Source organism: Lujinxingia vulgaris (assembly GCF_007997005.1).
In the GTDB taxonomy this organism is placed as follows: Bacteria; Myxococcota_A; Bradymonadia; order Bradymonadales; family Bradymonadaceae; genus Lujinxingia.
The window spans coordinates 76,215-97,137 of the sequence record NZ_VOSL01000048.1; the positions used below are offsets into that span (position 1 = coordinate 76,215).

11 protein-coding genes are annotated in these 20,923 nt (G+C 67.4%); 9 read left to right on the forward strand and 2 right to left on the reverse strand.

Annotated elements, in window-relative coordinates; translation table 11 throughout:
• Positions 1-244 precede the first annotated feature (244 nt).
• Positions 245-6,067: a tetratricopeptide repeat protein gene (locus tag FRC96_RS10865; RefSeq protein WP_230470136.1), complete on the forward strand. Its 5,823-nt coding sequence runs from the start codon at positions 245-247 to the stop codon at positions 6,065-6,067.
• 90 nt (positions 6,068-6,157) lie between these two features.
• On the opposite strand, the gene FRC96_RS10870 is transcribed toward FRC96_RS10865, so the two are convergent.
• Positions 6,158-6,907 (reverse strand): hypothetical protein, encoded by a 750-nt coding sequence (locus tag FRC96_RS10870; protein ID WP_146974520.1) that lies wholly within the window; start codon positions 6,905-6,907, stop codon positions 6,158-6,160.
• Positions 6,904-8,019 (reverse strand): ATP phosphoribosyltransferase regulatory subunit, encoded by a 1,116-nt coding sequence (locus FRC96_RS10875; RefSeq protein ID WP_146974521.1) that lies wholly within the window; start codon positions 8,017-8,019, stop codon positions 6,904-6,906. The genes FRC96_RS10870 and FRC96_RS10875 overlap by 4 nt, the downstream gene beginning before the upstream one ends.
• A gap of 389 nt (positions 8,020-8,408) precedes the next feature.
• Here FRC96_RS10875 and FRC96_RS10880 point away from each other — a divergent pair, with 389 nt between their 5' ends.
• The 8 genes from FRC96_RS10880 to FRC96_RS10915 all read left to right on the forward strand — a co-directional run.
• Positions 8,409-10,619, forward strand: a complete 2,211-nt coding sequence (locus tag FRC96_RS10880; protein ID WP_146974522.1) for a caspase family protein — start codon at positions 8,409-8,411, stop codon at positions 10,617-10,619.
• A 583-nt stretch (positions 10,620-11,202) separates the two neighbouring features.
• On the forward strand, positions 11,203-11,976 hold the full coding sequence (locus FRC96_RS10885; protein ID WP_230470137.1) for a ribonuclease HI: 774 nt from the start codon (positions 11,203-11,205) through the stop codon (positions 11,974-11,976).
• Positions 11,977-12,037: 61 nt separating this feature from the next.
• The gene (locus tag FRC96_RS10890; protein WP_146974532.1) at positions 12,038-13,066 is read left to right on the forward strand and encodes an AAA family ATPase; all 1,029 of its coding nucleotides are present in this window, start codon (positions 12,038-12,040) and stop codon (positions 13,064-13,066) included.
• A gap of 60 nt (positions 13,067-13,126) precedes the next feature.
• Complete coding sequence (locus tag FRC96_RS10895; protein ID WP_146974523.1) at positions 13,127-14,002, forward strand: DUF58 domain-containing protein; 876 nt, start codon at positions 13,127-13,129, stop codon at positions 14,000-14,002.
• Entirely contained in the window at positions 13,999-15,147 is a 1,149-nt protein-coding gene (locus FRC96_RS10900; RefSeq protein ID WP_146974524.1) for a hypothetical protein, read from the forward strand. Before FRC96_RS10895 ends, FRC96_RS10900 begins: the two co-directional genes overlap by 4 nt.
• Complete coding sequence (locus tag FRC96_RS10905) at positions 15,144-16,217, forward strand: VWA domain-containing protein (RefSeq protein ID WP_146974525.1); 1,074 nt, start codon at positions 15,144-15,146, stop codon at positions 16,215-16,217. Before FRC96_RS10900 ends, FRC96_RS10905 begins: the two co-directional genes overlap by 4 nt.
• 12 nt (positions 16,218-16,229) lie before the next feature.
• Positions 16,230-19,457, forward strand: a complete 3,228-nt coding sequence (locus FRC96_RS10910) for a VWA domain-containing protein (RefSeq protein ID WP_146974526.1) — start codon at positions 16,230-16,232, stop codon at positions 19,455-19,457.
• Positions 19,457-20,923 (forward strand): BatD family protein (locus FRC96_RS10915; RefSeq protein ID WP_146974527.1); only part of this gene is annotated, 1,467 nt, incomplete at its 3' end. The genes FRC96_RS10910 and FRC96_RS10915, both read left to right, overlap by 1 nt.

The window sequence follows — 20,923 nt, forward strand, 5'->3', positions numbered from 1 at the left end:
ACGATTGTTACCCTTTTGTTTCGAGATTTCTAAAGAATTTCGGGACTCAAAACCCGCCAACGGGTCGTTATCATTAGCACACGCGTGCCCCTTGTAAAGTAGGTCGCGTCAGATGCGCACGCCAGGCCCCCCTTCTTGCGCCCCGGCGCGGGCTGTGCGACCACATCTTACGACCAGATTTCGGGGCGACGAGGCCGTGTTCTCACCCGCAGCGCTCCACTCCTCTCAGCATGACGTGTCCGGTATGATGAAGTTTCTCCTTCACCATCGCTCCCATTCCACAGCCTTGCTTCTGGCGGCCCTCTTGCTCGCCGGCTGCGCCCACGATCTTCAACGTGGCGAGGAGGCGCTGCGCGCCGGTGACGCCGCCCTGGCCGAGCGCATCGCCCACGAAGAGCTCGGCAACGACATGGCCAACCCCCGCGCCAACCTGGTGTTGGCCGAAGCGCTGGTGGCCCAGGATAAGCATCAACAGGCGCTGCGCCCGGCGACCGTGGCGGAGCAGTCCGGGGAGTTCGGCGCCCGCGCCTCCTTACTCGTCGCGCGTATTAATGAAGCGCTCAATGAACCGGCCGAGGCCGCGCTGGCGTACCTGCGCGCCCGCAACGAGGACGCCACCGCGGTGGATGACGCGAAGTTGGCCGAGGTTCTGGAGGCGGGCATCACCCACGCCGAGGTGCGCCAGCAGCTTGCGACGCTGATCCGACTGCGCGGCGCGCTGCGCCTCATCAACGCCGATCATCCCGCCGCCTCTCTGGAGCGCCTGCGCGCCGACGCTCTGGTCTACGCCGACGAGCTGGTAGCCCGTGGCGAGTACGTCGACGCGGTCGACCTTCTGGAAGGTACGCTGGCAGAGGATCCCGACTTTGAAGCCGGGGCCGCACAGCTCGGTTCGCTCTACCTGCGCCTGGATCTTCCCGATGAGGCGTTGCGCGTCTGGCGCGACGCCGCCTCCCAGGCGCCCGACGACGCGGAGCGCTCCCGACGTCTGGCGAGCTACGCGGAGCGCGCCTCGGAGTTCGACGCCCACACCGCCGCCATCGAACTTCTCGACGAGGCGATCGCGCTTCTGCCGCCGCCCCACCCCGACCTCGCCAGCCTCTACGCCAGGCAGGCCCGGGCGTACCTGAGCGCCGAGCAGCCCTCGCGCGCCGAGACGGCGCTGCGCGCCTCCCTCGACAACCTCGCCAGCGAGCCCACCGCCGCGGACTACACGCGCCTGGCGCGCCTGGCCACCGACTACGGCGCCCCTCAGATCGCGCTGAGTCTGTTGCTCGACGCCTCCGAGTCGGTGCAGCTCGACTGGCCGATGACCGAGCTTTTGGCCAACCTCCTGGCCTCCCGCGCGCGCCTTGATGAGGTCGAGGCGCTGATCAACCGCTTCGTCGAGGCCAACCCGCCGGCCCACGTCGCGTTGGAGCGCGCGGCCAACTGGGCGCAGCAGCGTAACAACCTCCCCCTGGCCCGCTCGCTCTATGAGCGCGCGCTGCAGTTCCCGGAGACCTCCGACAACGCCAACCTCGCGCTGGGCATCGTGCTCATGGAGCTCAAAGAGCGCGAGGCGATGCTGCAGGCCTTTATGGCCTACCTCCAGGCCGTCGACATGGAGACCTCCAGCGTCCTGCAGATCACCGAGCTGCTCACGCGCGAGCGCTTCTTCGAAGAAGCGGAGCGCCTGCTCAAGCGCCTGGGCAGCGCGGCGCGGGAAGAGATCCGCGTGGTCGAGACGCTCGCAGGCCTTTACGCCACCTGGGGCCGACCTGCCGACGCCGAAGCCACCTACGACGCCTGGATCGCCTCGCGCGGCAACCAGGAAGAAGATCTTCGCTTTGTCGCCGAGCGCTTCTGGCGTCTTGGCGATCCGGGGCGCGCGCTCAGCTACTACGAGCGCTCCGCCCGCGCCGGAAATTATCGCTCCTGGCTCAACGTGGCCGACATCAACTTCGAGCAGGGCCGCTTCCCGGCAATGAGCGAGAGTCTGGAGCGCTACGTCGCCAACAGCACGCCCGGCCAGGAAGAGAACGCGCTGGCCGACGCGCTGATGCGATACCGTCGCGCCAACCTCCCCGACCGTGTCGAGTCCACGCTGAAAACGCTGCTGGAGGCGGCGCCGGACGACTGGCGCTGGGTCGAGCAACTCTCCGATCTCTATTTTGATACCGGCCGTGATGAACGCGCCATCACCATTCTGGCGCAGTATATGTCGGTGACCGACATTCCGGCCCAGGCCTTTGAGGGCATTTTGGCGCGGCTGAGCGCGCGCCAGCGCGCGTCGGCCGCACTTCCCCTGGCCCGCCAGATCTTCGGTGATCGTGACGACTACGTCTCCAACCGCGTCTTCGGTGACGTCTACGACGCGATGTCGCGTGAGGCCTCTTCGGACGATGCCACCGAGCTACGTCGACGCGCCGCGCATCACTATCGCCGCGCGCTCGAGCGGGCCCAGAAGGCCCCTGAGGGCTGGAGCGAGCAGGCCGACGCCCTGTTGCGCGACTGGATCCGGCAGGCCGACTTCTGGCGCCAGCGCCGCTACTTCGAGGTCGCAAAGCTCGCCTACGAGCGCGCCATCGCGCAGGGCAACTCCCCGGCCTCTGTGGCCATCCCCTACGCCGAGACGCTCCTGGAGCTCGGCGAGCTTGAGCGCGCCGAGACCGTACTGGAGCAGCTCCACCGCGACCGCTCCCGCAGCACGCGCGACGCGGTACGCATCGCCGAGGTGCTCATGAAGTACGGGCACTATGAGGCCGCCGAGCCCTACCTCAATCTGCTCTTCGCGTCGCCAGACGCCGACGCCAACCGTCAGGGCTTTACCCTGCTGGCTACAATGTACCGGCAGCAAGACCGGCTCGACGAGCTCGGCCCACTCATCGACAGTTACCTGGCCAAGGCCCCCAACACGCTGATCGCACGCCAGCTCATCTTGAGCACGCTCGAGAGCGCCGGGATGTGGGATGAGGCCATCGCCCAGCTCGAACGCATCGCCTCCATGACGCCGGGCGAGCACACCTACCTCATCGCCCTCAACCACTTCCGCGCCGGCCGCAGCGAAAAGGCCAGCGAGCTGCTCACGCAGTGGGCCACCGAGAGCGCTCAGACCGAGATGTGGCTCGCCGCCTCCGATGTTCTGGCGAACCATGGCGAGCTCGACCGCGCGCTGGAGCTTCTGGATGCGGGCGTTCAGCGCGCCCCGGGCGACCGCACACTGCGCCTGCAACGCGCCACGCTCCGCGCCCGCGCAGGCCTGCTCGAAGACGCGCTCGATGACGCCAACGTTTGCCTCGGCGAGCGCGAGGAGTGTCCCGGCGAGCTCATCGCCAGCTTCATTGAAGAGGTGAGTGTCGCGGGGCGCTTTGACCTGGCCGCGCCCTTTATGGAGCAGGCCCGCGTCAGCCCCGCCCGCAACGCCGCCCAGACCCCGGGACGCACCCACCCGGCGCTTCTCTCGGGCGATCCGGATCAGGTCCGCACCTTTGTCGATGAGGTGCTCGGCCAGGGCGTCGGGCTCACCGAGCTCGTCAATCAACTCGACACCGCCGGCTACCACGCGCTGAGCCAGGCGATGATCGAGGAGGAGATCCAAGAGGGCGACGCTGCCACCGGCGCGCTGCTCCTGCTCAACCGCCAGCTCGCCATCACCCCGGGGGCCGCCGTCGACGATCTTCTGATGACGCTGCGTCCGGTGGTCGACCCGCTGGAGCGCAGCAATGAGGATTTTGTCGGCCCCGTCGGTGACACGCTTATGCGCATGGGACGCCGCGATGAGGCCATCGCCTACCTGCGCGCGGCGGTCGATGCGGGCGACGTCAGCTACCTCGGCCAGCTCGCGCAGGCCCTGATCCTGAAAGGTCAGTTTGAGGAAGGCATGGACCTTCTGATCCGCTCAGTGGAGCTGCCGGGCGCGAACACCGAGAGCGCTGCCAATGCGGCGATGCGCCTGGAGCTCGCCGCCCAACCCGAGCTGGCCCGACGCCTGCTTCAGGAGCTGGCCGGTCAGCCCGAGACCACCGCCCAGGCCTTCCCGCTGAAGACTCACTATGACCTGGAGCATCACGGCGATGTCCGCCAGGCGCTGGCCGACGTCGACGCGCACCTCGAGTGGATGCGCCAGCTGCGCGGCGCCGACTTTGGCGACGCGTTGAGCTCCAACGCCATCGAAGACGCCATCGTCGGCGCGCTGGAGACCATCGCCTCTCTCGGCTATATCGACGCGGTCCTCGCCCACCTCGACACGCTGCCCGGGGAGCTTCGCGAGTCGCCCCGCCTTGGACGCCTTCGGCTGCACGCCGCGCTACTTCGGGGCGACGATGAGGCCATCGACGGCGCCGTCGACGCGCTGCTCACCGCCGCGAACAACGCCCCCGAGGCCCGCCGCCAGATCACTCTGCAGCTCCTCGCCTTCGGGCACACCGCGCGCGCCGAAACGGTGCTCGCCCCGCTGTGGGAGACCCGGGCCTCCGATCGGGAGAACGTCGCGCTGCAGCTCGCGCTGCTCCGCGCTCAAAACGCCCCCGATGCGGCGATCACTGATGCCGCCGAGGCGCATATCAACGCCAGCGCCGACCGCCAACTCGCCCGCACCCTGGTCAGCGAACTGCTCACCGACCTGGCGCTCGATGACCTCGCGCTGGAGGTCGCCCGACGCGGCGCCGCCCAAATCCCGGTCGCATCCGAGCTCAACCTGGCGCTTAACGCCGCGCTCATCGACGGCGATCTCGACACCCTCCGCGCCCTCCTGCCGCAGATGGTGCGCACCGCCGATCAGCCCGAGACCGTCCTCGAGAACCTCTATCGCCGCAGCCGCTTCAGCCCCGACATCCGGGTGCCGCTGGCCATCCTCGACCACCTTCAGGCCATCCGTCCCGCCGCCATCAGCTGGGAGCTCGAGCGCATCTACCTGCGTTTTCGCAACGGCGACGTCGCCCAGGCCCGCGAGCGCATGATGGCGATGGTCGAGCGCACCGGCGCCCACCCCTCGGTGGTCGACGCGCTGCTCGCCATGCTCAACAACGAGCGCCTCGATGTGGAGATCGCCCGGGTGCTCGCCACCGAGCTCAACCCCGACACTCTGGGACCGCTTCACCTGCGCGCGATCGCCGAGGCCGAGCTGGCCCTGGGATTTGAAGATCGCGCCCAACCCTGGCTCCATCGCCTCGACGCGCTGGCCGGTGACCCCGCACATCGGGTCGCCATCGCCACCGACCTCAACTCGCGCCGCCTCTACACCGCCGCGCTGCAGGCTCTCGGGGAACCCCAGCCGGAGAACTCCCCGGCCTACGACGCCGCGCACGCCATCGCCACGATGGGCTCCGGAGAGCCCGCTGCCGACGCCTTCCTCAACGCCATGCGCCGCGGCATCCCCTCGATCAGCGCGCTGCACGACGCGCTGGTCGCCGCCATCGACGGCGATCTTCCCGACGACGCGCGCCTGTTGATGGAGACCCTCACCCAGACCCCGATGGCCCCGGCCTACGCCGCGACCCAACCTCTGCAGCTGGTGCTCACCGCCGGGTCGCTCGATCGCAGCGGTCGCGGCATGCAGTACGTGCGCGACTTCCTCGACACCCGCCTCCCGCGCATCGCCAGCAGCGCCGGCATCAACTGGCAGCAGTTCGCCGGACAGCTCGCTGAGGCCTACCGCCATGACGACGCGCTGGCCGCCTACGGCGTCTACCGCGACCGCATCTTCCAGTCGCTGCTGACCAGCCCCCGTCGCGAAAACCTGGCCATCTACCTCAACAACCTGGCCTACATGTACGCCACCACCGACCAGCACATCGACGAAGGCCTTGAGCTTGCCAGACGCGCCATCGCGCTGGCCGGTGGCCGAAACTCCAGCTACGTCGACACCCTGGGTTGGCTGTACTTCCGCCAGGGCGAGCTGGATCAGGCCCGCGACACCATCAGCCGCGCGCTCAACCTCTATGACGGCAGCACCCTGGGCCTCGAAGAGCTCTACCGCCACCTTGGCGAGATCCTCGATGCGCAGGGCCAGCACCACAGCGCGGCCTGGATGCACATCTACGCCGACCGCGTCGGACAGCGCTCTCCCTGGCAGGGCGCCCCCTGAGGCTCGCGACAACGAAAAAAGCCCGGGCCATCGCCCGGGCTTTTTTCTGCTTTCACGCTTCGCGTCGTCACCGTCACTGGCATCACCGACTCAGCCCGCGATCTCTCCGCCGGAGTCTTCGTCCCACTCCAGAAAGGGCCCCGGCAGCTGCTCGTCTTCATCATCAAAGGGAATGTCGATCACCGGCGGCGCCGCCACCGGCTGGGACTGCAAGCACTTCACGAGCGCCTGAATCGCGATGCGACGGCGTGAGCCCAGCGCGCGGTTCACCACGAGCTTAAGCTGACTGTAGCCCAGCACATCGATCGCCCGGAAGTCGTGCTCATGCATCGGCGCCGGATCTTCGAGGCGATCCACAAAGGCATCGGCCAACCCCAGCAGGCACGCGGTGTAGGTGTCGCTGACGTTGACCACCTCCACGTTCATCCCGCGATGGGAGAAGACCTCACGCGCCAGCGCCGGATAAGGCGTCGCGATGCGCGCCAGCGGACGCGACGAGAGGCTCGCGAAGGTCTCGCCCTTCGGCGCCGCCAGAATCAGCGGGTAGCGCCCAAAGGCAAAGGTATAAGGCCGCCACACCTCCACGCCGGTCTCATTGAGAAGATCGGTGCTCATCACCCCCAGGTGACTGATCGCGTGCTCGACGTAGGTGCCGACATCGGCCGGCGCCAGCGGAAAGACCTCAAAATCAAAGCCGCAACCGAGCGGGTCGCCCACGTGGTGGAGCCCCGGCATGTCCAGATCCGGCAGCGCAAACCCACAGGCGCGCAGCTGCTCGACGATCGCGTCGAGCTCCGCGCTCATGGGCAACGCCAGCCTCAAGCTCTGTCGCTGTGTCATCCTCGCTCCTCGCCACGGGCAATCACGCGCGTGGGCAGGTTATTGCGTCGTCGCTCCAGGACCTCTTCAAAGCCCAGCACCGCATCGCTCTCACGCACCGTCACCACCTCGTGCGCACGCCGGCGCGCCCCACCCTGGGCGACCTTCGGATGCAGGAGCTCCACCAGCGTCTCCAACGAGAACGAAAAGCCGACCGCCGGCGTCTCTTTGCCAAAACGTCCGATCAAGGTGTCGTAGCGCCCGCCCCGCGCCAGCCTTCGGCTGGCCCCCTCCGAGACCACGCTGAACCCGATGCCGGTGTAATAACCCGGCCCATCGATCTCACCCAGGTCGATGCGCACCTTCTTGCCATAGCCGAGCTCGGCCAGCGTGCGCTCAATGTCGCGCAGGTACTGCACCCGCTCCAGCAGCTCCAGCTCGTTGGGCAACGCCTTCTCGATCCAGTCGAGCTGTTGCAGACCGCCTTCCAGGCCGGCGAGCACCGCGATGGAGTCGATGAAGGGCTTACGGGTGCCGAGGCCTTCGAGGATCAGGCGCACCTCATCGGGGTCGCGCGCCAGGATCGCCTCTTCCACGTCTTCGCGGATGCGTCTGGGCGCGCCGGTCGCCTTGAGAAGATGGCGCGCCAGCTGATGATCGGCCAGGTTGATGTGGAACATCTTCAGCCCCAGGCGCTCCAGCACCTCGAGCACCACGAGCAGCACCTCCACATCGGCCACCAGCCCGCCGCGCCCGATGAGCTCGGCCCCCAGCTGGTAACTCTCAACCTGCGCGCCCGAGAAGCTGCGCTCGATGCGCACGACTTTATTGGCGTAGCTGACGCGCAGCGGCAGGGGCAGCCCGCTGAGCTGAAACGCAAAGGTCTTGGCCACCGCCGGCGTCACGTCGGGGCGCAGCACCATGAGGTTGCCGCCCCGATCCACAAAACGAAAGCTGCGCGCGATCTGATCTTCGTCGAGCGCACCCTGCAGGGCGTCAAAGCGCTCCAGCAAGGGGATTTGAATTTCCCGGTAGCCCCATCCGCCAAAGACCTGCATCGCCTGGGCGGTCACCTGTCGACGCAGGCTCACTGAGCGGTCCAGCGCCGGCGTCGCAAACTGTATATCCAGCACGTTGTGCTCCCTGATGGGTCATCTCTCTACGTCGCGCGCTTGCCACTTCGGCGCCCTTTTAGGGGGGCAACCCTGCAGTGTCAATGCCACCTCATGACCACCTCAGGGCAATCGCAAAGTCCCACAAGATCTTTTTGTGGAGAACCCACCCAATCCGTAGGGAGGGGTCTTGTGCCCCTCCGGAACTCCCAAAGCGGGGACCCACAAGGGGTCCCCCTACGGTGGCGGGTGGTGGGGATTCACTTTGCGATTGCCCTGATGACCACCTCATGGCGCGCCCCGCCACCTTCGAGGTAGCGCGCCGCGCTCGACTGGATTGTCCGGGCCAAGACCATTACTAATGTAACGAATTGCGAATCGTGATCTTCCCCAATCGAATTGGAGTCAGTATGGCGTCTCTTCGCTCTCGTCATCCATTCTCACTGCTCGCCGCACTTTTTGCCGCGCTGCTCTTTCAGACGCCGACCCTCGCCAGCGCCCAGGCCCCGCCGCAGGGCCCCTACCCCGCGCTGAGCGCGCCGGCTGCGGTCGAGCGCTCGGGCACGCGTGATGCCGCCATCATTGTGGCGCTGCAGGACTACGTGTTTTTGCCCGACGTCCCCGGCGCCATCGACAACGCCAACGACTGGGAGCGTTTTTTGAGCGATGACCTGGGGGTCCCCCGGGTGCACACCCTCACCGACCGCCAGGCCACCCGCGAGCAGCTCCTGCGCTTTGCGGAGCAGGCCGCCTCGGAGGTGGGCGAAGGCGGAACGCTCTGGTTTGTCTTCATCGGCCACGGCGCGCCGGGCTCGGCGACCGATGGTCTTCTTGTGGGCGTCGACGCCCAGCAAGATCCCGACAGCCTCAAAGCCCGCGGCCTCTCCCAGCAGGCGCTGCTCGATGTGCTCAACGAGGGAAAGCAGGCCAACACGGTGATGGTCGTCGACGCCTGCTTCAGCGGTCGGGCCTCCAACGGCGACCCGCTGGCCCCGACCCAGCCGGTGATCCCCATCAACGTGCAGCCGACCTTGAGCAAATCCACGGTGATCCTCTCGGCGGCCGAGGCCACCGAGTTCGCCGGCGCCCTCCCCGGTGCACAGCGCCCGGCGTTTAGCTACCTCTTGCTCGGCGCGCTGCGTGGCTGGGCGTCGTCGGAGGCGCAGGTCAGCGCCCGCGACGCCTGGTCCTTCACGCGCCGCGCGCTGCGCGGCATCCCCGGGCGTTTTCAGCAGACCCCCTCGATCTTTGGCAACGACGAGCTCGTGCTGGTGCGGGGCGCCTCCGAGAGCAACCCCGGGATCGAGCAGATCATGCGCACCGCCGCCTCCAGCCCCTCCACCCCGCGCTCCGAACCCACGCCGGAGCAGGCCAACCCGGCTGAAAACGCGGCGCGCTACCAGAGCTTCGCGCTCAGCCCGGGCTTTGTCCCCGACCCGGCCATCGGCCGCGGCCTGGCCGGAGGCTCCGTCAACGCCGCCTCGCTGGGCCCGGTCGCCGGCGGTGAGTGCATTGGCATGGTCGATGCGCGGCCCGACCACACGGTGAAGCTCACCACCGATTTTGGCTATCTGCGCTTCGGCATCACCAGTGAGGCCGACACAAGCCTGGCCATCCGCCGCCCCGACGGAAGCTTTTTGTGCGATGACGACACCCACGGCCTCAACCCGGAGGTCGCCGGGCGCATGCCCGCCGGGGACTACCAGATCTTCATCGGCGCCATCGGCCAGGCCGACGACCGCTCCTACCGCCTGGAGCTCTCCGAGCGCCCGGTCAACGCCGCCCCCCCGCAAAACCCGGGCTCCCCCTCGGCAGAAGCCAACTTCGCAGCCCTCACCCTCTCCCCGAACTTCACGCCCGACCCGGCCACCGTCGGCGGCCTGGCCGGCGGCAACATCGACGCGAGCGCCATCACCGGCAGCACCGCCGGATGCGCCGGCAAAATCAGCAACCGCCCCGACCACATCCTCACCCTGAGCGGCCACTTCTCCACCCTCTACCTGGGCGTGAACTCCGAGGCCGACACCTCGCTCATCATCCGCCGCCCCGACGGCAGCTTCGTCTGCAACGACGACACCGTCGGCCTCAACCCCCGCATCAGCGGCGCCTTCGCCGCCGGCACCTACCAGGTCTACGTGGGCTCGCTGGCCAGCGGAAACCCCTCCTACGACCTCTACGCCTCCGAGCTCAGCTACGGCATCCCCTCCCCCGAGCCCGCCCCCACCCCCACCCCGGGCGGAAGCTACCAGAGCTTCTCGCTGCGCCCGGGCTTTTCCCCTGATCCGGCCGTGGGCACCGGCACCGCCGGCGGCAGCCGCGACGCCTCCACCCTGGGCGGCAGCCCCACCGGCCCCTGCGCAGGCAACATCGACACCAGCCCCGACCACCGCGTCACCCTTCAGAGCAGCTTCAGCTACCTCAGATTCAGCGCGAGCTCCCCCATCGACACCTCCCTTGTGATCCTGGGCCCCGCTGGCAGCCGCTACTGCAACGACGACTCCGACGGCCTCGACCCGGTCATCGAGGGCGCCTTCCCCGCTGGCGAGTACGAGGTCTACGTCGGCAAGGTCGGCGCCGGGGATAGCGCGAGTTACAGGTTGGAGATCACGGAGCTGCGCTGAGCTGAATCGCGTCGGCCGCCGGGGGGGACACGCATGCCCTCCACCCCACCTCTAAACCGGTCTCCCACCCCCGTTTTCGCCCCTCACCCCGACAACCAGTCACACCTCGCCCCATTTTTACGAGGGTCACCGTGACAGATTGGCACACACAGACCGCCTCAGGGGGGAGGTCACCTCCCCCAAAACACGCGCTTTGGCCGCTTTTGGGGGAGGTGATCGTGACAGCCTGGCACACCTCGACCGGTTTTGCCGGGGGTCAATTCAGATTTCCCGCACACGATGACCGCGTTTCGGGCAGGTCACGCCACCAATCTGGCACATCTCGACGGTTTTGCCGGAGGTCGGTGCCGAGCGCCCTCACCCCCGTCCCCTTCTCCATCGACCTCCACGCCCCGAAACTCGCTGCGCGACCCGCAACCTACAGGGTTGCCCCCTGTTCCCACCCGCCCCAACTTATGCTACTCCCCTCCTCCCTTCTCAGGCCGCGCACGGGGCGCATCTTCGGCGCACCGGCGGCCAACGTCGTCGGCCTGCTGCACCTGCGCGGGGCCGACGTCGCAACGATCCCCCCGCGAGGTTTTTTGTGGACTGGCAAGAGCGCTACTTCAAAGGCAAAAAAGTCTGGGTCAAGGTCGACCACCTGGGTGACCCCATCGTGGAGTCGGGGCGCGTGGAGATGCGCTACCAGAACAGCGAGGACGCCAAGATCTACCGCGCCTCCCCGGGCAACGTCTCCGCCCAGTCGGCCGAGCTCGTCGATGCCACCCGCGACTTCGAAGACAAACTCGCCGGCAAAAAGCCCGCCTCAAAGTCGAAGTCCTCGTCGAAGTCCTCCCGGTCGGGAACAAAAGCGGCCCCGGGCTCCATTACATCGCTCGAAGCGCCCGAGCGCTGGGGTCCGCGCCACGAATCGACGTCGGTGCCCGACACCATCGCCGCGCTGGAGTGGCCCGCGGAGGGCGTCGTGGAGATCTACACCGACGGCGCCTGCTCCGGGAACCCCGGCCCCTGCGGCTACGGTGTGGTGATTCGCGATGGCAAAAGCTACCGCGAGATCGGCCAGTACCTGGGCCAGGGCACCAACAACATCGGTGAGCTTATGGGCATCAAAACCGCGCTGGAGGCCGTCGAGGACCGAAGCCGCCCCGTACATCTTTACACCGACAGCACCTACTGCATCGGCGTGCTCACAAAGGGCTGGAAGGCCAAGGCCAACCGCGAGCTTATTCTGGAGATCCGCGAGCTGGTTTCGAAGTTCCCCGACCTGACCTTCCACAAGGTCAAAGGCCACTCCGACCACCCGCTCAACGACCGCGCCGACTTTATGGCGACCTCCTCGCTCGACGACGCCCGCTGAGCCCCCGAGTCCGGCTTTTCAGACTTCGCCTCAACCTGAACCTGCGATGGATGATCGACGTATGACCACCCCCGATGAGACGCCTCAGAATGTGAGCGCCGCAGACGCCAACGCCGCTTTAGAAGAGCGCGTGGCCGACGCCAGCCAGTTTGTCAGCCGCATCCGCGCCTCCCTGGCGCCCATCGTCATCGGTCAGACCATGATGGTCGACCGCCTGCTCATTGGACTGCTGACCGGCGGCCATGTGCTGCTTGAAGGGGTGCCGGGCCTGGCCAAGACGCTCACCGTCAAGAGCCTGGCCGAGAGCATTCACTGCCAGTTTGCGCGCATCCAGTTCACCCCGGATCTTCTGCCGGCCGATCTGATCGGCACGATGATCTTCGATCAGGCCTCCCGCGACTTCGTGCCGCGTAAGGGTCCGGTCTTCACCAACATTTTGCTCGCGGACGAGATCAACCGCGCCCCCGCCAAGGTGCAATCCGCCCTGCTCGAAGCGATGCAGGAGCGCCAGGTCACCATCGGCGACGCCACCTACAAGCTCGACCGCCCCTTTCTGGTGCTCGCCACGCAGAACCCCATCGAGCAGGAGGGCACCTACCCTCTTCCCGAGGCCCAGGTCGACCGCTTCATGCTCATGATCAAGGTCGGCTACCCCACCCGCTCCGAGGAGCGCCAGATCATGGATCTGGTCACCGAAAGCGCCGAGATGCCCACCCCACAGCCGGTGGTCACCCCGCAGGAGGTCCTCGACGCCCAGCAGCTCGTGCGCCAGATCTACATCGACGACAAGCTCAAGGATTATATCGTCGACATCATCTACGCCACGCGCACCCCGGAGCAGTACAAGCTGCGCTCGCTAGCCGACTTTATCGACTACGGCGCAAGCCCCCGCGCCACGATCTACTTGAACCTCGCCAGCCGCGCGCACGCCTTTTTGGAGGGTCGCGCCTACGTGACCCCCGAGGACATCAAGGCAGTGGCCTACGACGTTTTGCGCCACCGCGTCGTGCTCACCTATGAGGCCGAGGCCGAGGAGTACACCCCCGAGCGCGTGCTCACCACGATCCTGGAGACCATCGACGTCCCCTGATCCCGAGCCTTGACGCGAACTCACCCTCGCCCCCTCCCCTCGAAGGACGCCCCCAAAACCATGCTCCCCGGTGAACTTTTTAAAGCGGTACGCCACCTGGAGATCGTCGCGCGCCGCGCGGTCAACGATCACCTGGCCGGCCAGTACCACAGCGTCTTTAAAGGGCGCGGCATGGACTTTCTGGACGTGCGCGCCTACCAGCCCGGCGACGACATCCGGGTGATCGACTGGAACGTCAGCGCGCGCACAAGCGAGTTGCACGTCAAACAGTTCACCGAAGAGCGCGAGCTCACCGTCTTTTTGCTCGTCGACGCCTCGGCCTCCCAGTCCTTCGGCACCCGCCATCGCCGCAAGCAAGAGACCGCCGCCGAGCTCGCCGCCCTCATCGCGTTTAGCGCCATTGCCAACAACGACCGCGTGGGGCTGATCATCTTCACCGACGAGGTCGAGGTCTTCTTGCCGCCGCGCAAAGGCAAAAAACACGTGCTGCGCGTCATCAAAGAGATCCTCGAGCCGCGGGTCGAGCGGCGCAAAACCTCGATCACCACCGCGCTCGAATACCTCACCCGCATCAGCCGCAAGCGCAGCATCTCCTTTCTGATCAGCGACTTTCTGGACGCCGACTACGAGCGCAGCCTCAAGATCGCCAACCGCCGCCACGAGCTCATCCCGCTGGTGGTCGTCGACCCGATGGAGCGTCGCATCCCCGAGATGGGTCTGGTGCATTTTGAAGATCCCGAGACGGGGCAAATCATCCCGGTCGACACCTCCTCGTCGGCGGTGCGGGAGGGTTTTGCCGCGCATATGGCGCGGGTGCGCCGCGACCAGCAGCGCATCTTCAACAAGCTGCGCATCGACAGCGTCACCATTGATACCGAAGGCAACCACATCGATCCCCTGGTGCGTTATTTCAAGCAGCGCGCGAGGCGACCATGATCTTTTGTCCACCAGAACACCCTCGACGCGCGCTGCAGATAAGCGCGCTAACGCTGCTGCTCCTCGCGCCAGCACCGCTGCTCTACGCCCAGGATGGCCCGGCGCGTGCCGACGCCACGGAGCCGCCTGCGGCTGCCGCGAGCGAAGGTGTCGATGAGAACGACAGCGCACGCGCGACCCTGGAAGGCCATGAGCTGGTCGTGCCCGACGGACTGAAGGTCGGCGACACCGTGAGCGTAAGCGTCACCGTCCGACACGCCGCCGACCAGCGCCTGACCATCGTCCCGCTCCCGGAGGGCTCGCGCTGGGAGCGCGTCGCGCTCGAGAGTGACACGCGGGATGAGGGCGACCAGAAGATCACCACCTTCGCGCTGGAGTTCGCCGTCTTTCGACCCGGCCCCACCCGATCGCCGGAGGTGATCATTCGGGCGTTGGGCAGCGATGGCGAGCCGGTGGAGCTGACGGTGCCCCGCACCCCGGTGCGTGTCGCGCCGATCAGCCAGGCCGACGCCGGGCTCCTGAGCGCGCGCGGCGCGCGCGCCCTGCTCGTCTCCGACGCCACGCCCTACCTGATCGCCGGCGGCGCGCTCGGACTTTTAGCGCTGGGCGCAGCCGGCGCGCTGCTCGCGCGCCGACGCCGTCGCGACGAACCCGACGAGGCCCCACGCAAGCCCCCGGCCGAAGAAGCCCTGCAAAAGCTCGAGTTTCTCGCCAGCTCCTCGCTGCTCGACGATGGCGAGGTGATGGCCTTCTATGTCCGCCTCTCCGAGACCTTGAGGACCTACCTGGGGCGACGCTGGGGCTTCCCGGGCACCGAGCTCACCACCACCGAGATCGTTGCGCGCCTCAAGGATCGCGCCACGCTCCCGGCGGACTTAAGCGTGGGCGATCTCAGCCGCTGGCTGCGGGCCTGCGACCGCGTCAAATTCGCCGGCCACACCCCCGCGCCCGCCGAGGCGCGCCAGCACCTTCAGTCGGCCTTCCACATCGTTGAGCGCACTCGCCAGCGCCCCGAGCAAGCGAGCACGGCTGACGAGGGCGAACCACAACCCCCTGAAAATAAAGCCATTTCAGGCACTAAACCCGACGCGCGGGCCTCAGAGCCTGCCGAGAGCCCGGACACTGGCGAGGAGGCGACGCGATGATGAGCTCCCCGCTGCTGATCGCCACCTTTGCGTTTGCCCACCCCTGGGTGCTGGGCCTCTTGATCCTCATCCCGCTGCTGGCGGTGATGATGCTCACCCCGCGCATTCGCGCGCGCCGTCAGCCTTCCTTTCTTTTCTCGGCCACCGGCAGGTTGGCGCAGCGCTCGCGCGGCCCCCGCGTGGTGCTCGACCCGCTGATCGACCTGGCCCTCCTGCTCGCGCTGGCGGCGATGATCGTGGCGATCGCGCGCCCCCAGACCTCTGAGCCCCTCCCCACGGAGGTGGAGGGCATCGACATCTTTGTGGCTTTGGATATGAGCGGCTCGATGCGCGCCATTGACCTCGACCCGGCCCAGGCCCGCGCGCTGGAGGCCCGCGGCCAGCGCCCGCCCACCCGTTTTGAAGACGCCGTGCGCACCCTGCGCGAGTTCATCGCCACGCGCCCCAACGACCGCATCGGCGTCGTGCTCTTTGCCCGCGACGCCTACCTGCACTTCCCGCTGACCCTCGACCACGAGCTCCTCGACGAGAGCCTGGCCAGCCTGCAGCTCGGCGACATCGACGACTCCGGCACCGCCATCGGAAACGCCCTGGGGCGCGCGGTGGCCGGGCTGGTGGAGAGCGAGGCCGAGTCCAAACTCATCATCCTCATCACCGATGGCGATCGCCGCGGCGGCAACATCTCGCCAGTGCAGGCCGCCGAGATGGCCCGCGACATCGACGCGGTCGTCTACCCCATCCTGGTGGGGCGAGAGGGCAAGGCGCTTATTGCGGCCGGCCGCGACATCTTCAGCGGGCGCATCGCCTATCAGACCAGCGAGTTCCCCATTAACCCCGAGTTGATGCAGGAGATCGCCACCGTCACCGGCGGCCAGTACTTCCGCGCCTTCGACGCGCGCTCGATGCGCGAGGATCTGCACGAGATCATCGACGCCTACGACCGCACCGAGCTCGAAGACGTCAAGAGCGTGCGCTACCGCGAGCATTACCACAGCTGGGCGCTCGCGGCGCTTTTGCTGCTGGCCTTTCACTTCTTCGCGCGGCACACGCTGTGTCGGACCTTTCCTTAAGAAGAGGCGCCGATGGTGTTCGCAAAGACCGACAACCTCTACTGGCTGGCCCTGCTGATTCCCCTGGCGGTGGCCTGGATAAGCTACGAAGTCTGGCGCCGCGGGGTGCTGCGCCGCCTGGGCGACCTCCCGCTGATCGAGGCGATGACCGCCTCCTTCAACCCCACCCGCAAGCTCGTCGCCCGCGTCTGCCAGCTCGCTGCGCTGGCGCTCTTGACCATCGCCCTGGCCCAGCCGCAATGGGGCATCAGCGACGCTCCCTCCTCCCGCGAGGGCCTCGATGTGGTCTTCGCCATGGACCTCTCCCGCTCCATGCTCGCCGAGGACGTCGCGCCCAACCGCCTGGAGGCCGCCAACCGCGAGATTCAGACCTTTATGACGCGCCTGGCAGGCGACCGTGTGGGCCTTGTGATCTTCACCTCCCTCTCCTTTCCGCAGGCCCCGCTGACGACCGACTACGCGGCGATCAACTTCTTTTTGCGGCGCGTGCACCCCGAGCAGATCCCGGTCGGCGGCACCTCGCTGGGCGCGGCGCTGGTCGACGCCACCGAGCTGCTCACCGGCCGCGCCGACGATTCGGAGGACGAGGGCGCCATGGCCCGCTCCCCCAACCAGGTCATCGTGCTGATCACCGACGGCGAAGATCATGAGTCCGACCCGATGGTCGCCGCCCGGCGCGCCGCGGAGCTGGGCATCCGCGTGGTCACCGTGGGCGTGGGCAGCACCGAAGGCGCGCGCGTGCCCGTCTTCGACCAGAACGGCAGCCGCCGGGGCTTTCTGCGCGATCGCGATGGCGAGTACGTCTTGAGCACCCTCGATGACGCCACGCTCAAGAAGATCGCGCAGACCACCGGCGGCACCTACATCCACTTTGACCGCCCCGGTGCAGTCTCCAACGCGCTGGTGGGCTTTCTGGACCAGCTGGAGCGCACGCAGTTCGAAGATCAACTTCGCGAGCGCTACATCGACCGCTTTATGATCTTTCTGATCCCCGCCTTTGTGCTCACGCTGCTGTCGATCTTTCTGGGCCAGCGCGTCCTGCCGACCGTCGGTGGGAGCTCGCTCGGCGGGCGACTCAGCCGTCGCGTCCGCGCCATCCTGGGGCTCTCGCTCGTCGCATTGCTGCTCGGGAGCTCCGGCTGCGAGCCCCCGCCGCGCCCCGACGCCGCCATCGAAGAGGCCAACCAGCTCATCGACGAGGGAGAGTTCCAGCAGGCCCTCGACCTGATGGATCCCCTGGCCGCGACCTATGACGATCGCCCCGAGTTCCACTACAACCGCGGCCGCGCGCTCCTGGGCTTAGAGGACTTCGAGGGTGCCCGCGAGGCCTTTGCCCGCGCGCTCACCGTGGATGACCCGGAGTTTCGCGCCGCGATCCTCTACAACCTCGGGCTTAGCCTGGCCGGTCTCGAAGACTGGCGCGAAGCCCACGACGCCTTCCGCCAGGGCCTCAAACTCTTTTCTACGGTCGAAGAGCCCGAAGATCCCGAGCTTGGCGAAGCGCTGCGTCATAACCTGGAAGTCGCGCTGCGCGCGCTCTACCCACCCTGCGCCACCTTCGAGGATGAGCTCGAGCCCAACAACGATCCGCAGAGCGCCCACGCCCTGGAAAAACCCACCCTCGACGATCTCACCCTCTGTGGCGAGAACATCGACCTCTTTAAGCTCGACGCCGTGCCCGGCACGCTGCTCGGGGTGAGCGCGACCTTTAAGGAGGTGCGCGAGGAGCCCGATCCGGAGCGCGTCTTTCTGACCGAGCCGGGCGCGCTTCGCCTGAGCATCATCGCCCCCGACGGCCAGACGGTGCTCGCCATCGACGAGGGCCTCGACGACGACGAAGATGCCCTGCGCGGTCAGAACGCCCGCGGCGAAGTGACGCGCGCCATCGACGAGATCGTGCTCAGCCAGCAACTTCTGGGCGGCCCCAACCCCGCGCCGGTTTTCATCGCCGTAGAGACCGACCCGGGCCTGGAGTTCGCCTACGCGCTCGACGTGCACTTTGTGCCCCCCTGCGAGGCGCTCGAAGACGCCTACGAACCTAATGGCTCGGCCAATACCGCCGCCGCGCTGGAGGGCAACGAACACAAACTCCACATCTGCAAGGGCGATGAAGACTGGTTCACGTTTAAGCCCGAGGGTGCCGAGACCCTCTTTGTGGATCTTCAACCGCAGCCCGACCTCGAATCCGAGGAGCCGCCGCAGCTGCGCATGGAGGTTCGCGACGCAGCCTCTGGCGAGCTCCTGGCGCGGGGGCTTGCTGCCGGAAATCGGCTCAGCGCGGGTATCCCTGAGCTTGGCGAGGTGGAGGAGGTCCGCGTCAGCGTCACGCCGGTCGACGACGCCCAGCAGGGCCCGTACACCCTTAAATTCTACCCCTTTGCGGCCTGCCCCTCGGGCAACGACGCGCACTGGCCCAACAACGGGCCCGATGAGCCCGCGACCTTGAGCGAGGAGCAGCAGGAGGTGCGCTACGCCCGCATCTGCCCTGGCGAGGCCGACTTCTTCAGCGTGCCCGTCCCTGAAGAGGAGCCGTTGCAATGGGGCATCTCCAGCATCCCGCAAGAAGCCTGGCGCCCCGACGCCGATCCGGCCGCGGAGCTTCCTTACGGCCCCTTCCCCGCCCACACCCTGTCCCACGTGGATCCGGTGATCGGCGAAGATCGCATGGTGGCCGAGCGCCCCGAGAGCACGCCCTCGCCAGCCGCGCCCACGCCAACCACGGCTGCGGCCGCAAACGCGCAGGACACCGCCGGCAACGAAGACGCTGCGCCCGAGCTCAGCGCGATCACGCTGGATCAGGGGCTCAGCATCGGAGACCTCGACGACGAGCGCGCCCTCCTGAAGATCACTGGCGAGCCGGGCTTCTACCACCTGCAGAGCCTCAATGGGGGCGGATCCGGCGGCTCCAACTCCCAGGACCAGCAGGAACAGCAGCAAGACCAGCAACAAAATCAGGAGGATCAGGACGACCCGCAGGAGCGCGGTGATTCTCAGCACGAGGAGCCGCAAGATCCGCAGGATGGCGAGCAGCAACAGGACGAGAGCGAGGCTCCGCAGGATGAGGAGCAAGCCTCCGAAGAGCCTCAGGAGGCCCAGGCTCAGCCCTCAGAGGAGCCCACCGACGAGGAGAAACAAGAGCTCATGGAGATCCTGCGCGCGCTCGAAGAGAGCGACGACAACTTCCAGCTCAAGAAAGCACTCGAAGACGTGCCTCGCCGCCACATCGAGAGGGATTGGTGATGCGCCACGCCACGCACAACGCTCAACGTCTGTCCGCGCTGGTGGCCTGCATCTGCGCGGCGCTCTCGCTGCTCTGGACGGTTGAGGCCCGCGCCCAGCAGGACGTCGAGATCACGGTGAGCGCCTCCCCAAAAGTCGTGGCCCCGGGCCAGGTGGTGGAGTACGAGCTGGTGGCGAGGGTCGGCGGCAATTACGACATCCGCGTGGAGCGCGATCCGCGTTTTGGCCCCTTTCGGCTGGTCGGAGCCGGCAGCGCCCCCTCGATGATCAGCCGTAACGGGCAGGTCGAGCGCTCGCTCAAAGTCCGCTATCAACTTCGCGCGCCGTCGGAGCATGAGATTTACACCATCGAGCCACCGCGGGTGCGGGTTGGCACGCGCTCCTTTACGCCCAACCCGGTCAGCGTGCGCGTCACCGCGCCCGATCAGGTTCCCGAACCCACGCCGCCGGCCGGCGCCCGCAACAATGTGGCCTTCCTCGATGTGAAGGTGGAGCCCTCCGAGCGCGACCCCTACCTCGGCGAGCAGATCACGCTGATCTACGAGCTCTACACCAACGCGCGCAGTGGGGGGTTGAGGGCCTCCCCGCCCGATGAGCCCGCCCTGGACGACTTCTGGGTCGAAGACTTAAGCGATGTCGTGGTCCGCCAGCGCCGCACCACCACCCTGCAGGGCCAGCACTGGAACGTCAGCGGCGTGCGCGGCTACGCGCTCTTTCCTCTGGAGGCCGGTGAGCTGACGGTGGAGGCGATGACGCTTCCGCTGGAGCGAGCGTCGCTCTTCGGGCCGCGCTCGCAGATCGAGATTCAGGCGGAGGCGGTGAGCTTTCGGGTTCAAGAACTTCCCCCCGACGCCCCGCCCGGCTTCGACCGCAACAATGTGGGGCAGTGGTCGATGACCTCCCAGCTCGACTCGCGGAGCGCGCGGGTCGGCGGCACGCTGGACTACACGCTGCGCATCACCGGGGTCGGCCGCGCCTCTCGCCTGCAGGTCCCCACGTTAAGCGACACGGAGGCCTACCGCGTGATCGCCACCGCCGATGAGCCGCAGCAGATCCGCCAGGGCACGCGCATTCACGGCACCCGCGAGGTGCGCTTTACGTTGATGCCGCTCAAAGAAGGTCCGCTGACCCTGCCCGAGCTCACGCTGGCGTACTTCAACCCGGAAGAAGGCGCCTACAAGGTCGCAAAGGTCGACGCGCGCACGATCCACGTGGAGCCGGGCACGCTCCCGGCCGCCAGCCTCGATGACGCGCCGATGGACGAGGTGCACCGCGGGGAGTCGGGGCAGTCGCAGTTTGATCTTCTGGAGCTTGCCGAGCCGAAGATCGATGGCGAGCTCGGTCCGGCGCGCGCGCCGGCGGGGAGCGTCCCCTGGTGGCTCTGGCTGCTTCCGCTGCTGGGGTTAGGGGCGCTGGCCCTCGAGCGCCCGCTGCGCGGCGCGATGGAGCGGCGGTGGGGCCCGGCG